Origin of the sequence: Fictibacillus sp. S7 (assembly GCF_004127935.1) — a bacterium.
Lineage (GTDB): Bacteria > Bacillota > Bacilli > Bacillales > Fictibacillaceae > Fictibacillus_C > Fictibacillus_C enclensis.
Genome location: NZ_QJKL01000001.1, coordinates 2,726,838 through 2,738,987, shown reverse-complemented (window position 1 = coordinate 2,738,987; position 12,150 = coordinate 2,726,838). Strand labels below are relative to the sequence as shown.

General features: G+C 47.6%; 14 protein-coding genes. 11 read left to right on the top strand and 3 right to left on the bottom strand.

Features of this window, described 5'->3' with window-relative positions; all coding sequences use genetic code 11:
- Positions 1 to 6: 6 nt before the first annotated feature.
- Genes purM through purD form a run of 4 tightly spaced genes read left to right on the top strand, consistent with a single transcriptional unit; the run spans position 7 to position 4,462 of the window.
- Positions 7 to 1,047 (top strand): phosphoribosylformylglycinamidine cyclo-ligase, encoded by a 1,041-nt coding sequence (gene purM / locus DMO16_RS14130; RefSeq protein WP_061974997.1) that lies wholly within the window; start codon positions 7 to 9, stop codon positions 1,045 to 1,047.
- Positions 1,044 to 1,634, top strand: coding sequence for a phosphoribosylglycinamide formyltransferase (purN, locus tag DMO16_RS14125; protein WP_129478211.1), 591 nt, complete (start codon positions 1,044 to 1,046; stop codon positions 1,632 to 1,634). Before purM ends, purN begins: the two co-directional genes overlap by 4 nt.
- Entirely contained in the window at positions 1,631 to 3,169 is a 1,539-nt protein-coding gene (gene purH, locus DMO16_RS14120) for a bifunctional phosphoribosylaminoimidazolecarboxamide formyltransferase/IMP cyclohydrolase (protein WP_061974994.1), read from the top strand. The genes purN and purH overlap by 4 nt, the downstream gene beginning before the upstream one ends.
- A 24-nt stretch (positions 3,170 to 3,193) precedes the next feature.
- Positions 3,194 to 4,462 (top strand): phosphoribosylamine--glycine ligase, encoded by a 1,269-nt coding sequence (gene purD, locus DMO16_RS14115; protein ID WP_129478209.1) that lies wholly within the window; start codon positions 3,194 to 3,196, stop codon positions 4,460 to 4,462.
- On the opposite strand, the gene DMO16_RS25325 is transcribed toward purD, so the two are convergent.
- Both DMO16_RS25325 and DMO16_RS14110 read right to left on the bottom strand, forming a co-directional pair.
- Positions 4,440 to 4,541 (bottom strand): EYxxD motif small membrane protein, encoded by a 102-nt coding sequence (locus tag DMO16_RS25325; RefSeq protein ID WP_338082342.1) that lies wholly within the window; start codon positions 4,539 to 4,541, stop codon positions 4,440 to 4,442. The genes purD and DMO16_RS25325 overlap by 23 nt on opposite strands.
- Positions 4,542 to 4,870: 329 nt before the next feature.
- Complete coding sequence (locus DMO16_RS14110; protein ID WP_061974989.1) at positions 4,871 to 5,131, bottom strand: YgaP family membrane protein; 261 nt, start codon at positions 5,129 to 5,131, stop codon at positions 4,871 to 4,873.
- A gap of 121 nt (positions 5,132 to 5,252) precedes the next feature.
- Here DMO16_RS14110 and DMO16_RS14105 point away from each other — a divergent pair, with 121 nt between their 5' ends.
- The 7 genes from DMO16_RS14105 to DMO16_RS14075 all read left to right on the top strand — a co-directional run bounded on the left by DMO16_RS14105 (position 5,253) and on the right by DMO16_RS14075 (position 11,557).
- Positions 5,253 to 6,995 (top strand): adenine deaminase C-terminal domain-containing protein, encoded by a 1,743-nt coding sequence (locus DMO16_RS14105; RefSeq protein WP_129478207.1) that lies wholly within the window; start codon positions 5,253 to 5,255, stop codon positions 6,993 to 6,995.
- A gap of 62 nt (positions 6,996 to 7,057) precedes the next feature.
- Positions 7,058 to 8,095 carry a DUF3048 domain-containing protein gene (locus tag DMO16_RS14100; protein WP_129478205.1) on the top strand — a complete coding sequence of 346 codons (1,038 nt, stop codon included), beginning with the start codon at positions 7,058 to 7,060 and terminating at the stop codon, positions 8,093 to 8,095.
- A gap of 21 nt (positions 8,096 to 8,116) precedes the next feature.
- Entirely contained in the window at positions 8,117 to 8,422 is a 306-nt protein-coding gene (locus DMO16_RS14095; RefSeq protein WP_129478202.1) for a YerC/YecD family TrpR-related protein, read from the top strand.
- Between the two features lie 153 nt (positions 8,423 to 8,575).
- Positions 8,576 to 9,037, top strand: a complete 462-nt coding sequence (locus DMO16_RS14090) for a MarR family winged helix-turn-helix transcriptional regulator (protein ID WP_164988930.1) — start codon at positions 8,576 to 8,578, stop codon at positions 9,035 to 9,037.
- A gap of 15 nt (positions 9,038 to 9,052) precedes the next feature.
- A complete protein-coding gene (locus tag DMO16_RS14085; protein WP_129478198.1) occupies positions 9,053 to 9,610 on the top strand; it encodes a TVP38/TMEM64 family protein in 558 nt (185 codons plus the stop codon).
- A 40-nt stretch (positions 9,611 to 9,650) separates the two neighbouring features.
- Complete coding sequence (gene asd, locus DMO16_RS14080; protein ID WP_061974976.1) at positions 9,651 to 10,484, top strand: archaetidylserine decarboxylase; 834 nt, start codon at positions 9,651 to 9,653, stop codon at positions 10,482 to 10,484.
- Positions 10,485 to 10,849: 365 nt separating this feature from the next.
- Entirely contained in the window at positions 10,850 to 11,557 is a 708-nt protein-coding gene (locus DMO16_RS14075; RefSeq protein WP_074440618.1) for a VC0807 family protein, read from the top strand.
- Here DMO16_RS14075 and DMO16_RS14070 read toward each other — a convergent pair.
- Positions 11,554 to 12,105, bottom strand: a complete 552-nt coding sequence (locus DMO16_RS14070) for a GNAT family N-acetyltransferase (RefSeq protein ID WP_061974972.1) — start codon at positions 12,103 to 12,105, stop codon at positions 11,554 to 11,556. The genes DMO16_RS14075 and DMO16_RS14070 overlap by 4 nt on opposite strands.
- Positions 12,106 to 12,150 lie beyond the last annotated feature (45 nt).

The window sequence follows — 12,150 nt, the reverse complement described above, 5'->3', positions numbered from 1 at the left end:
AATACAATGGCAGAGGCATATAGACAGGCCGGAGTGGATATTGAAGCGGGTTACGAGGCGGTAGACAGAATCAAGAAGCACGCATTGCGTACACGCCGTCCTGAAGTCATGGCAGGCCTTGGCGGCTTTGGGGCAATGTTTGACTTGTCCAATCTGCCGTACAAGGAGCCGGTTCTGATTTCCGGTACGGACGGAGTGGGCACAAAGCTTATGGTCGCAATCATGATGGATAAACATGATACCATTGGAGTGGACGCTGTGGCGATGTGCGTGAACGATATCGTTGCACAGGGAGCCGAGCCGCTGTACTTCCTGGATTACATCGCATGCGGAAAGCTGGATCCTGTGAAAATTGAGGATATCGTCAAAGGGGTAGCCGACGGATGTGAGCAGGCAGGCTGTGCCCTGATTGGTGGAGAAACGGCAGAAATGCCAGGCATGTACAGCAATGGTGATTATGATCTTGCCGGCTTTTCGGTCGGCGCTGCAGAAAAATCCAAACTCATTCACCCTGACCTTGTAAAAGAAGGAGACGTTCTTATCGGGCTTGCCTCCAATGGCATCCACAGCAACGGCTATTCCCTCGTCCGCAAAGCTCTTCTGGAATCAGGCCAGCTGGATTTGGATGGCAGCTTTGGAACGGATGGAAAAACATTGGGCGAAGAGCTGCTGGCTCCAACACGCATTTATGTAAAACCGTTGCTTAATGTCTTTAAAAACTATCAAGTACACGGCGCAGCTCATATTACGGGCGGCGGATTTGAGGAAAATATTCCGCGTATGCTTCCGGAAGGACTTGCAGCAGAAGTGGATTACGGTTCATGGCCGGTTCCCGCTATCTTTGAAACCATTGAACAAACAGGAAACATCGGAAGAAAAGAAATGTTCACTACGTTCAACATGGGGATTGGGATGGTGCTTGCTGTCGATTATGAGGAATCTTTTGATGTGATCAAGTCACTCGAAAATGACGGGGAAAAGGCGTTTGTCATCGGCCGCGTGAAAACGGGCGAAGGTGTCCACTTTGGCGGCGGTGAGCTGAAATGAAGAAAATCGCTATCTTCGCATCAGGAAGCGGCTCGAATTTCCAGGCGATCATCGACGCCATCAATGAAAAGAAACTGGAAGCGAACGTCTCGCTTCTGGTTTGCGACAAGCCCGGCGCGCGCGTAGTGGAGCGTGCTGAACAGTCAGGAACGGAAACGTTTGCGTTTTATCCAAAAGAGTATGAAACAAAAACAGCGTTCGAAACGGAAATTTTAAAACAGCTGAGGGACAGAAACATAGAATTTATCGTGCTTGCGGGTTACATGCGTCTGATTGGTTCTACATTGCTGTCTGAATATGAAGGGCGTATCGTTAACATCCATCCTTCGCTCTTGCCGGCATTTCCGGGCAAGGATGCGGTCGGACAGGCTCTCGACGCAAAGGCAGAAGTAACCGGTGTTACCGTACATTTCGTGGACAGTGGTATGGATACAGGTCCAATCATCGCACAGAAAACGGTAGCGATTAAAAAAGAGGATACAAGAGAGACACTGCAGGAGCGGATTCAGCAGGTCGAGCATCAATTGTTTCCAAGTGTGCTGCAACAGCTATTCAACCAAGAGAAAGTAGGAGGCGTATCATTTTGAGCATCAAACGAGCATTAGTGTCAGTTTCCAATAAAGAAGGGTTGGTTCCTTTTGTTCAGGCGCTGGCCGAACAAGGCGTGGAAATCATCTCCACTGGGGGAACAAGCAAGGCATTGCAGGAAGCTGGTGTTAAGGTAACCGGTATATCTGAAGTAACAGGCTTTCCGGAAATCATGGACGGACGTGTAAAAACACTTCATCCGATGATTCACGGCGGCCTTCTTGCGGTTCGCGACAATGAGAGCCACGTTCAGCAAATGGAGGAGAACGGCATCTCCCCGATCGATCTTGTTGTGGTTAACCTTTATCCGTTTAAAGAAACCATCGCAAAGGAAAATGTAGCGTTTGAAGATGCCATTGAAAATATTGATATCGGTGGGCCAAGCATGCTTCGCTCGGCTGCGAAAAACCATGCGTATGTAACGGTTGTCGTAGATCCTGCAGATTACTCCAAAGTGCTGGAAGAAGTTCAGCAAAACAATCAGGTGTCGGATGAAACACGCAAAAAGCTTGCGGCAAAGACATTCCGTCACACAGCGGCTTACGACGCGCTGATCGCAGAATACCTCACCAACATGGTGGAAGAGGAGAACCCGGAATCTTTCACGGTTACCTACGAAAAGAAACAGGATCTTCGCTATGGGGAGAACCCACACCAAAAGGCAGCATTTTACAAAGCGCCGCTTGGCACGAAAACATCGATTGCCCAGGCTGAACAGCTTCATGGCAAAGAGCTTTCCTACAACAACATCAATGATGCGGATGCAGCTCTCCAAATCGTTCGCGAATTTTCAGATCCGGCTGTTGTGGCTGTTAAACACATGAATCCGTGCGGAGTCGGCACAGGCAGCTCTGTAGAAGAAGCGTTCGCGAGAGCGTTTGAAGCCGATCCGATCTCTATTTTTGGGGGCATCATCGCATCCAACGTGGAAATCAACGCAGCGGCAGCGCAAAAAATGAGCGAGATTTTCCTTGAAATCGTCATTGCACCATCGTTCAGCACAGAAGCGAAAGAAATTTTAACAAAAAAGAAAAACATCCGTCTCCTTACATTGGAGCTCGGTGAAGATAAAAAGCAGGAGAAAAAGCTGACTACCGTCCGCGGCGGCCTTCTTGTTCAGGACGAGGATGCTTACGGTCTGGATCAAGCCAACATCTCCGTGCCAACGAAGCGTGAGCCGACCGAAAAAGAATGGGAAGATCTAAAACTCGCATGGAAAGTGGTTAAGCACATTAAATCCAATGCGATTGTTCTAACAAAGGATCAAATGACCATCGGTGTCGGTGCCGGACAGATGAACCGTGTCGGCGCGGCAAATATTGCGATTGAACAGGCAGGAGAAAAAGCACAGGGAAGCGCCCTTGGATCAGATGCCTTTTTCCCAATGGACGATACCGTCGAAGCCGCAGCGAAAGCAGGAATCACTGCCATCATCCAGCCAGGCGGATCGGTTAAAGATGAAGATTCCATCAAAAAGGCAGACGAATACGGCATCGCCATGGTATTTACCGGCGTACGCCACTTCAAACATTAAAATCTGTACCAAGGAGGAGACAGCATGAACGTTTTGGTAGTAGGAAAGGGCGGCCGTGAGCATGCCATCGTATGGCGTTTTGCGAACAGCCCGAGTGTAACAAAAGTGTACGCCGCACCGGGCAATCCGGGAATGGCAGATGTGGCAGAATGCGTAAACATCGAGGAAAGCGATCATGAAGGTCTTATCGCGTTTGCCAAGGAAAATGACATCGCGCTTACCTTCGTGGGAGCTGAAGTCCCTCTTTTAAACGGAATCGTCAATGATTTTCAACAAGAAGGGCTGTCTATTTTCGGTCCGTCAAAGGAAGCCGCATTGATCGAGGGAAGTAAATCATTTGCGAAGGATCTTATGGACAAGCACGGCATCCCGACAGCGAAATCAAAAACGTTTACTTCCTATGAGGAAGCAAGAACGTATTTGAAGGAGCAGGGGGCACCAATCGTTTTAAAAGCGGACGGACTTGCGGCAGGTAAAGGTGTAATTGTGGCCATGACCGAAGAGGAAGCAGAAAAAGGCCTTGATGAAATGCTGAACCAGGCCCGTTTTGGAGAAGCAAGCGCTTCTGTCGTGATGGAAGAGTATCTGGAAGGCGAAGAATTTTCTTTCATGGCGTTTGTGAACGAAGAGAACGTGTACCCGATGGTGATTGCTCAGGACCATAAACGTGCCTTCACAGGCGACAAAGGGCCAAACACCGGAGGAATGGGCGCTTACTCACCGGTACCTCAGATTCCTCAAACCGTGGTGGAGGAAGCACGAAAAACGGTTCTTGATCCTGCTGCCCAAGCGATGGTGAAGGAAGGCCGTTCATTTACAGGGATTTTGTACGCAGGTCTCATGCTGACGGCAGACGGTCCGAAGGTCATTGAGTTCAACGCCCGTTTCGGCGATCCGGAAACACAGGTCGTATTGCCAAGGCTGCAGGGTGATTTTGCCCAGATCCTGCTTGGTATTTTACGAAAAGAAGAAGTGGAATTGAACTGGAGTGACGAAGCGGTGATCGGTGTGGTTCTCGCTTCTGGCGGCTATCCTGATCAATATGAGAAAGGCATCGCCATCAACGGGATTGAAAACCTTGATGAGTCTACACTGTTATTCCATGCCGGAACGAAACTGGCAGGAGACCAGCTGGTGACGGATGGCGGACGCATTCTCCTGGCGGCTGTAAAAGGAACAGACTTGGCCAGCGCTCAGGAAAACGTGTATACAGAAATGCAGAAAATCAGCTGCAGCCAGTCCTTTTACCGGACAGACATCGGTTCGAAAGCTATTTCACGCGCCGCTTTTTAACCACAGCAAAAAGTATGGCAATGATCCCGCCAATGAGCGTGGCATATACAAAAATCGTATCCATTAAAAATTCTTTCATAGCTGTCCCTCCTTGCAGAAAACTCCCCAATCAAGGGGAGTTTTTTTGTATGCATTTTTAGTTGATGTGGGTAGTTGATTTACGCTAGAGGATGCTCGCTTTCCGAGGGTGGGCGCTGAGCCCATACGGCGCAAGCGGCTTCCTGGTCTCAGCTGTCCCGCTTTTCCCTCAGGACAAGGAACGCTTCAGCAGCGATACATCGCACGAAGAAAATGTGGTGTTCATTTTCGAGGAGTCTCGCACCTTGCACTCAATCAACTCTTCAATGAAGATTTTTTGCAGGAGACTCTCTAAGCAATAATTTTATAACCGCTTGGGAAATGTGAGATTTAGCTCGGGTTAATCGGGTTGCCTTCTTTGGTGATGTCATTGAGGTCCATGTCTTTCAGCTCGGAGCCTTGTTTGACCATTTCGGTGACCGGACAATAGCGGAGGATGCCCTCGGCGACTTTCATGGCGGCAAGGGTCATCATGAATACGTACGAACCTTTCCATGGTTTACGGGTGTATTTGGCAGTTAACATGGCAAGCATGGTTAACCCGCAAACAATGCGGATCATGGCGTTGAGGATTCCGATATTCTGTTTCATAGCAGTGATTTTCCTTTCTGTTAATGAATTTCAAGTGTTTGGAGTTATGACACACATTCAGCGCAAATGTATGGTATCCTTGAGAAAATGTAACTTACAGAGAAAAAGGTGAAACAAGCACATGTCTAACCAGATTTTATTTTGGTCAAAGGTGGAATTGCGCCGTCATCAGGCCGTTATTCTCGGCGAATTGGCTCCCACCATGGTACTGAAGAATGCAACGTATTTAAATACTGCCCGGCATTGCTGGACTAAAGCAAATATATGGATCTACGATAACCGCATTGTATATGTGGGGGACAACCTGCCCCATGAAACCACCGGCACAGAAATGGTGGAGCTGGACGGAAAATATGTTGTGCCCGGATATATTGAACCGCATGCACACCCGTTTCAATTATATAATCCCCAGACGTTGGGTGATTATGCGTCGGTTCGCGGCACAACCACATTCATCTGCGACAACCTCAAACTTTTTTTATCGACGCCAATTACGAAAGCGCTTTCTCTTATGGAGGACATGAATAAACTGCCTTATACCTATTATTGGTGGTGCCGGTTTGATTCACAGTCCGAGCTGTTAAATGAAGATGCGCTCTTCTCATTGAGCAATGTGAAAAAAATGCTGTCTTCTCCGTATGTCATTCAGGGGGGAGAACTAACCAGCTGGCCTAAAGTCATGCAGGGAGATGATAACCTGCTGCATTACATGCGTGAAACCCGAAGAGCAGGAAAAAGGGTGGAAGGGCATCTGCCGGGAGCTTCTGAGAAAACCCTCACGCAAATGGCTCTTCTCGGAGTGGATTGTGACCATGAGGCGATGACAGGGGAAGAGGCCATGATGAGACTGAATCTCGGGCTGACCACGTCACTAAGGTATTCATCCATTCGCCCGGATCTTCGTCAAATCCTAAGGGAAATGAAAGAGATTGGTGCGGCTCATTTTGACCGTGTGATTTTTACAACAGATGGCTCCACACCTGCTTTTTATGAAGAGGGTGTGACGGATAAAATGATTTCCATTGCGCTTGAAGAAGGAATTGACCCGATTGATGCGTATAAGATGGCATCCTATAACATAGCAAGATATTACGGCAAGGAGCATATACTCGGAATGGTCGCACCGGGAAGAGTGGCTCATCTTAACATTCTCGACGCTGTGCAGCATCCAAATCCTGAGGCCGTGCTGGCGAAAGGACAATGGATCAAGCGGGACGGCAAAGCTGTGAAGGAGAGATCTTCATTCCCATGGAACGATTATGGAATGGGTCCTCTTGATTTGAACTGGGATTTAACGCTGAAGGATTTTCAGTTCAGCTCACTGGCCGGAATTGATATGGTGAACTCTGTTATTACGAAGCCGTATCATATTTCTCTCAATCCAACGGCTGAAAAGCTCGATGATGATCATGATGAGTGCTTTTTCATGCTGGTGGACAAAAAGGGCAAATGGAGAGTGAACACGCTTCTCAAAGGATTTGCCACGAGTGTATCGGGATTTGCAAGCTCGTACTCCAGCACAGGAGACATCCTTTTAATCGGAAAAAGCAAGCGTGATATGCTTGCAGCTTTCAATCGCATCAAGGAAATGAAAGGCGGCATCGTTCTAGTTGAAGATCGAAGCGTTGTAAGTGAGATCAAGCTCCCCATCGCGGGAGGAATGTCTCCGCTTGCGGTCGAAGAACTAATAGAGGAAGAGAAAAAATTAACATCTGAACTCCGAAAACGCGGCTATGCGTTTGAAGATCCAATCTACAGCCTGCTGTTTTTTTCATCTACACATCTTCCGTATGTCCGCATTACACAGCTTGGATTATATGATGTGAAAAAGAAAGTCATACTCTTTCCTTCGATTATGCGTTAAACTAAAGAAGTAAAGTGTTTGATCACTTCAGGCCGGGGGGCCATAGGGGGCAGGGGTGCCTAATGAGAAAATGGATGCTTGGTATTTGTGCTGCGTTCTTGATTCTTGGAGGAACCGGGTGCCAAAAGGAAGAAAAACCAACGGCGCAGGAAACGAAGCCTGCGCAGCCGGCGGAAAAGCCGGAGAAAAAGGAAGAAAAAAAGGAGCACTTAAATACGTTCCCGCTGACGGGAATAAAAACAAAGAAACCGACCGATGCCAGAGTGTTTTCAGTGATGGTAAATAATCATCAGCGGGCTCGGCCGCAGTCCGGCGTTTATAAGGCTGACCTTGTGTATGAGGTGCTCGCAGAAGGAGAAATCACGCGGTTCCTTGCTGTTTTCCAGAGTGAAAAACCGAACGTGATCGGACCGGTACGCAGTGCACGTGATTATTTTATCGAGCTCAGCCAGGGATATCATTCGTTTTATGTCCATCATGGCTGGAGCCCTGATGCAAAGAAGATGCTTTCAGGGAAAAACAGCAAGGTGGACTCGCTGAACGGACTTTATTATGACGGGACGCTTTTTCACAGGGCAACATTCCGGCAAGCGCCTCACAATTCGTACATCACCTACGAGGACCTGATGACAGGTTTAAAGAAGAAAGGGTATGACGATAAAGATAAAATAAAGCCGCTTCCTTTTTTGAAACCAAAAGAGGTTAAAGGGCTTACCGGTGACAAAGCGGATCAAGTTCTGATAACATACAGTCAAAATGAGAAAGTTGGTTACAAATTTAACCCGTCTACGAAACGCTATGCCCGGTCAAGCAACGGAACGCCGACAACCGATCTTGAAACGAAGAAACCGGTCGAGGTGAATAATGTGTTTATCGTGGAGATGAAGCACAGGATTATCGACAGCTATGGCCGCAGAGCCATTGATCTTACATCAGGCGGCAAGGGCCTTCTCCTACAGCAGGGAAAAGTGAGAGAAGTGACCTGGAAAAACAAAAACGGCAGAATTATTCCGTCAGGCACCGGATTTGTTCCGGGAAAAACCTGGATTAACATAATTCCGACGCAGCCAGGAATCAGCAAGAGTGTTTCTATTGAATAGAGCAGAAGGAGTGCTAAATCTATGCAAATTGATAAATTAAGGGGTAAAGCGCTGGATCAGCTGTTTGAAGCGGTCCTTTCGCTGAAAAACCTTGAAGAGTGCTACATGTTCTTCGATGATCTGTGCACAATGAACGAAATTCAATCGCTGGCACAGCGTCTCGAAGTGGCACGCATGCTTCGGGAAGGAAAGACCTATCACAAAATCGAGTCTGAGACCGGCGCGAGCACGGCGACTATTTCACGTGTCAAACGCTGTCTGAACTTTGGAAACGACGCCTATCAAATGGCACTTGACCGAGTACATGGTCAAGAAGAAGCAAAATAAACTCACAATCACCTTTTGTGAGTGCGGCCCGAATCATGGACTCTCTTGGCTAAGCGTCCGTGATTCGGGTTTTTCGTATGCTTGTTTTTATTGACGGAACGTTGGAAGGGTAGTATAGTTTATCTTGTTAAACTGTTTAAGTGGATAAACGAGGTGAAAGAAGTGGAGCAAGGCGATTATATAAAAGAGGCATACGACTTTTTTGATAAAGTGAATGCTCATTTATTGAAGCATTATTTCTCATCGTTAGATTATGAGATTACTCCAAAGCAATTTTTAATCCTGGACCGGGTACATAAGCATCAGCCGGTAAAGGTACAGACGATCGCCGAGCAGCTGAACTTTTCGATGAGCTCCACGAGCCAGCTTGTCAGCAAGCTCGAACAGGAAAGCTATGTTGTTCGAAGCATAAATCCCCAAAACCGGCGAGAAATTTTTTTGACGCTTGGAGAAAAGGGAAATGAATATTATGATGAATACGACCAGATAGACCAGTTTGTGATCGATAGGTTCTTTTCCCAATTGACAGTAGAAGAAACAAAGCAATTAAGGGACATTGCCGAAAAACTCCATACCATCGTTACGGAGGAGAAAAAGGCCATCACCCATGAATAAAAAGGTTCATATCCAATGACGGTGCTAAAGGATACCGTCATTGATTGGCTGGTATCGTACGGGCAGGTCGCCGTTATCATCAGCATCTTTTTGAATGTTGTGATCAGTGTGCTCGGAATCGTACCGAGTGTTTTTTTGACTGCTGCCAACCTGGCTGTTTTCGGCCTCTGGCCAGGCATGGCTGTATCGTTTGCGGGAGAAGCAATCGGTGCCGTCGTGTCCTTTGTTCTGTACAGAAAAGGGTTCCGGAAAGCAGCGGAATGGAAGGCCATGCATCATCCCAAAATAAAACAATTGCTCGAAGCGAAGAGCAAAGAGGCGTTTATGCTGATTTTGGCGCTCCGGATTTTGCCCTTCATGCCTTCGGGTGTAGTTACATTTGTGGCGGCTGTCGGCAAATCCTCGCTTTTGCTGTTTGTGCTGGCCAGCTCCATCGGAAAAATCCCTGCGATTTTAATCGAAGGATATTCGGTTTACCAGCTCATCCAATGGACATGGGAAGGAAAGCTTGTGGCTACCGTCATGGCGGTTCTTCTATTGCTGTGGTGCTGGAAGAAGCTTAGAACACCGTGACTGCAGGATGTGTCAGTCGTGAAAGGATTGTAGAATAAACATGATAAACTCTGTACTAAAGCATGTAATCAGGCTTTTGCCGCAAAATGCAATTTCCCGAACGGCGGGGAAATGGGGACATTCGTCCCTCAGCCGGCACATCATTAAACCTTACAGCGCGCTATATAAAATTGACAAAGAAGAGATCGAGAAACCTCTGGAAGAATACCCGACGTTTACCGCGTTTTTCACAAGAAAGCTGAAAGAGGACGCACGTCCGATCTCATCGGGCATCGATACACTAGTCAGCCCTGTCGATGGAAAAGTGGCACAGTTTGGCACCATTACAGAAGGAGCACTTATTCAGGCTAAAGGCATCAATTATACGGTTGAGCAGCTTTTGGGATGCACGTCCGAGATCTCGGATAAGTATGAAGGAGGCACGTTCCTCACCATCTATCTCAGCCCGAGTGACTATCACCGTATCCACATGCCTTTGCCGGGCAAGCTGACCAAGGCGACTTACCTTCCAGGCCGGTTGTTTCCGGTGAACCGGATCGGGGTGGAGCACGTCCAAGGCCTGTTTACCAAAAACGAGAGGCTCATCACGTATGCTGATACACCGGCGGGTGAAATGGCGCTCGTCAAAGTCGGCGCGTTCGTGGTCGGAAGCGTGCGTGTGCCGTATGGCGAGCACTCGACCAATGTAAAAAACGGGCGTGCCTATTCCACCGAGCTTCCGGATGTTCCTTTTGAAAAAGGGGAAGAAGTCGGGTTGTTCGAATTCGGCTCCACCGTCGTCCTGTTGTTTGAAAAAGATCACATTTTTTTGAGTGATAAAATACAGCCCGATGCTCATCTAAAATACGGAGAGGCCATCGGCACGTTTCGTTGATAAGAGCCTGTACCGCCTGGGGTGGTGCGGGTTTTTGTATTGTTGTTTATGAAAATGATGTGTTTGGTGAGTAACTGTTGAAAAACGGTCAGTCAAGTGCGTTTTTGCGTGAGTAAAGCCCATAAAACGGTGAGTAAACAGAAGATTCCCGTGAGTAAACAAAGAAAAACCGAGAGTAAACGCCAAGCATACCTGCCAGCGACATTAAAAAAAGCCGCCCAGGGACTCGAGTGGCTCTCAAAATCAGTTTTTTACGCAAATGATGATAATATTTTCCAATCGTGGTATCATTTCAATAGCATGTCCGAAAAGGACGGGGAACGGCCGAACACTATAGTCAAGGATTGCCAGAAGGATGACCCTCAATGGCAAAAGAACGAACCAATTCAAAACGGGAAGTGAAAAACTTGAAGAAAAGTATCGTCGTTTTTGATTTGCTGTTTTATTTGATTATACCGTACCTGATCTGGAACCAGGGAAGAGACATGCTTGGCGACTATTACGCCATTCTTCTTTCGTCAGTTCCGGGTTTTATCTATACCATTTACCGGTTTGTGAAGGAAAAGCAGTTCAATGTCACAGGGATGTTTATCCTGTTTTCCCTTTTTGCCGGAACAACGATTGACCTCTTGTCCGGATCGGCCGGAAGAATGCTCTGGAACCAGGTGTTCTTCGGTATCTTCATGGGACTGCTTATTTTCTCAACCATTTTCATTAAACAGCCGCTCGGCATGCACTTTGCCGTGGACATCGCCTACCTTCAGGGGGAGCCGCGCAACGAAACCCAGGCGTTGTACCGGAAGCCGGAGTTTTACAAGCACTTTGTCTGGCTGACGGCCCTGTTTGCATTTCGCAGTCTGTTTCAGGCCGGGTTAAAATCCTACCTGCTGATGGAATACGGCGTGAAAAAGTATGACTTTATTTTATTTGCGATGAAGATTTCAGGCTGGATTTTTGGCGCCCTGATCACAGCAGGATTTGTATTCATTTCAGTCAAAATCTATAACTATCATGAGAAGAAAAAAGGACCGGAGGAACCGGGCAGCAACATTCGGACCGAACCCAAGATTTAAGTTTTGGGAAATGCCCAGTCCTCTGCCAGCATGCCGTACAGCGCGACATCCACAAAGTGATCGTGCAGCCATTCGGCCTGCCGGAGCTCTCCTTCCTGCTTAAAACCAAGCCGTTCGGCCACCGAGCGGCTTCTTTTGTTTGCCAGGGCTGCCTTTAATTCCAGGCGGTTCAAACCGAGCGTGCCAAACGAATAATCCACCATAGCACCGCACGAACGGGTCATAATTCCCTTCCCTTCAAAGTCCTTGCCCAGCCAATAGCCAATGTTTGCAGAATAATTATTCCACTTGATATCATACAGAGCCAGGGAACCCGCCGGGATGCCTCGGTACCAAACCATGGTAACGAGATCCGTGGAATCAACGTATTTTTGATTGGCAAGCTTGATGAATGTTTTGGTATCCTTGAGCGTTCGCGAGTAATCAACCCAGCCCAGCCAGTTCCGGAGATGATCCCTGGAATGTTCCGTGAGCTGAAAGAGGAGCTGGGCATCTCTTTTTTCGAGCAGCTTTAAGGAAATTTCCTCATCGACTTGTAAAAAAAACATACACATTCTCCTGTTCCTTGCGTGTCGTAGCAAAGCGTAAGATTT

Bases quoted from the DNA above. Each gene is read 5' to 3' on its own strand.
- purM (WP_061974997.1), top strand. From the start codon at position 7: ATGGCAGAGGCATATAGACAGGCCGGAGTGGATATTGAAGCGGGTTAC.
- purN (WP_129478211.1), top strand. From the start codon at position 1,044: ATGAAGAAAATCGCTATCTTCGCATCAGGAAGCGGCTCGAATTTCCAG.
- purD (WP_129478209.1), top strand. From the start codon at position 3,194: ATGAACGTTTTGGTAGTAGGAAAGGGCGGCCGTGAGCATGCCATCGTA.
- DMO16_RS25325 (WP_338082342.1), bottom strand. From the start codon at position 4,541: ATGAAAGAATTTTTAATGGATACGATTTTTGTATATGCCACGCTCATT.
- DMO16_RS14110 (WP_061974989.1), bottom strand. From the start codon at position 5,131: ATGAAACAGAATATCGGAATCCTCAACGCCATGATCCGCATTGTTTGC.
- DMO16_RS14105 (WP_129478207.1), top strand. From the start codon at position 5,253: ATGTCTAACCAGATTTTATTTTGGTCAAAGGTGGAATTGCGCCGTCAT.
- DMO16_RS14100 (WP_129478205.1), top strand. From the start codon at position 7,058: ATGAGAAAATGGATGCTTGGTATTTGTGCTGCGTTCTTGATTCTTGGA.
- DMO16_RS14095 (WP_129478202.1), top strand. From the start codon at position 8,117: ATGCAAATTGATAAATTAAGGGGTAAAGCGCTGGATCAGCTGTTTGAA.
- DMO16_RS14085 (WP_129478198.1), top strand. From the start codon at position 9,053: ATGACGGTGCTAAAGGATACCGTCATTGATTGGCTGGTATCGTACGGG.
- asd (WP_061974976.1), top strand. From the start codon at position 9,651: ATGATAAACTCTGTACTAAAGCATGTAATCAGGCTTTTGCCGCAAAAT.
- DMO16_RS14075 (WP_074440618.1), top strand. From the start codon at position 10,850: ATGGCAAAAGAACGAACCAATTCAAAACGGGAAGTGAAAAACTTGAAG.
- DMO16_RS14070 (WP_061974972.1), bottom strand. From the start codon at position 12,105: ATGTTTTTTTTACAAGTCGATGAGGAAATTTCCTTAAAGCTGCTCGAA.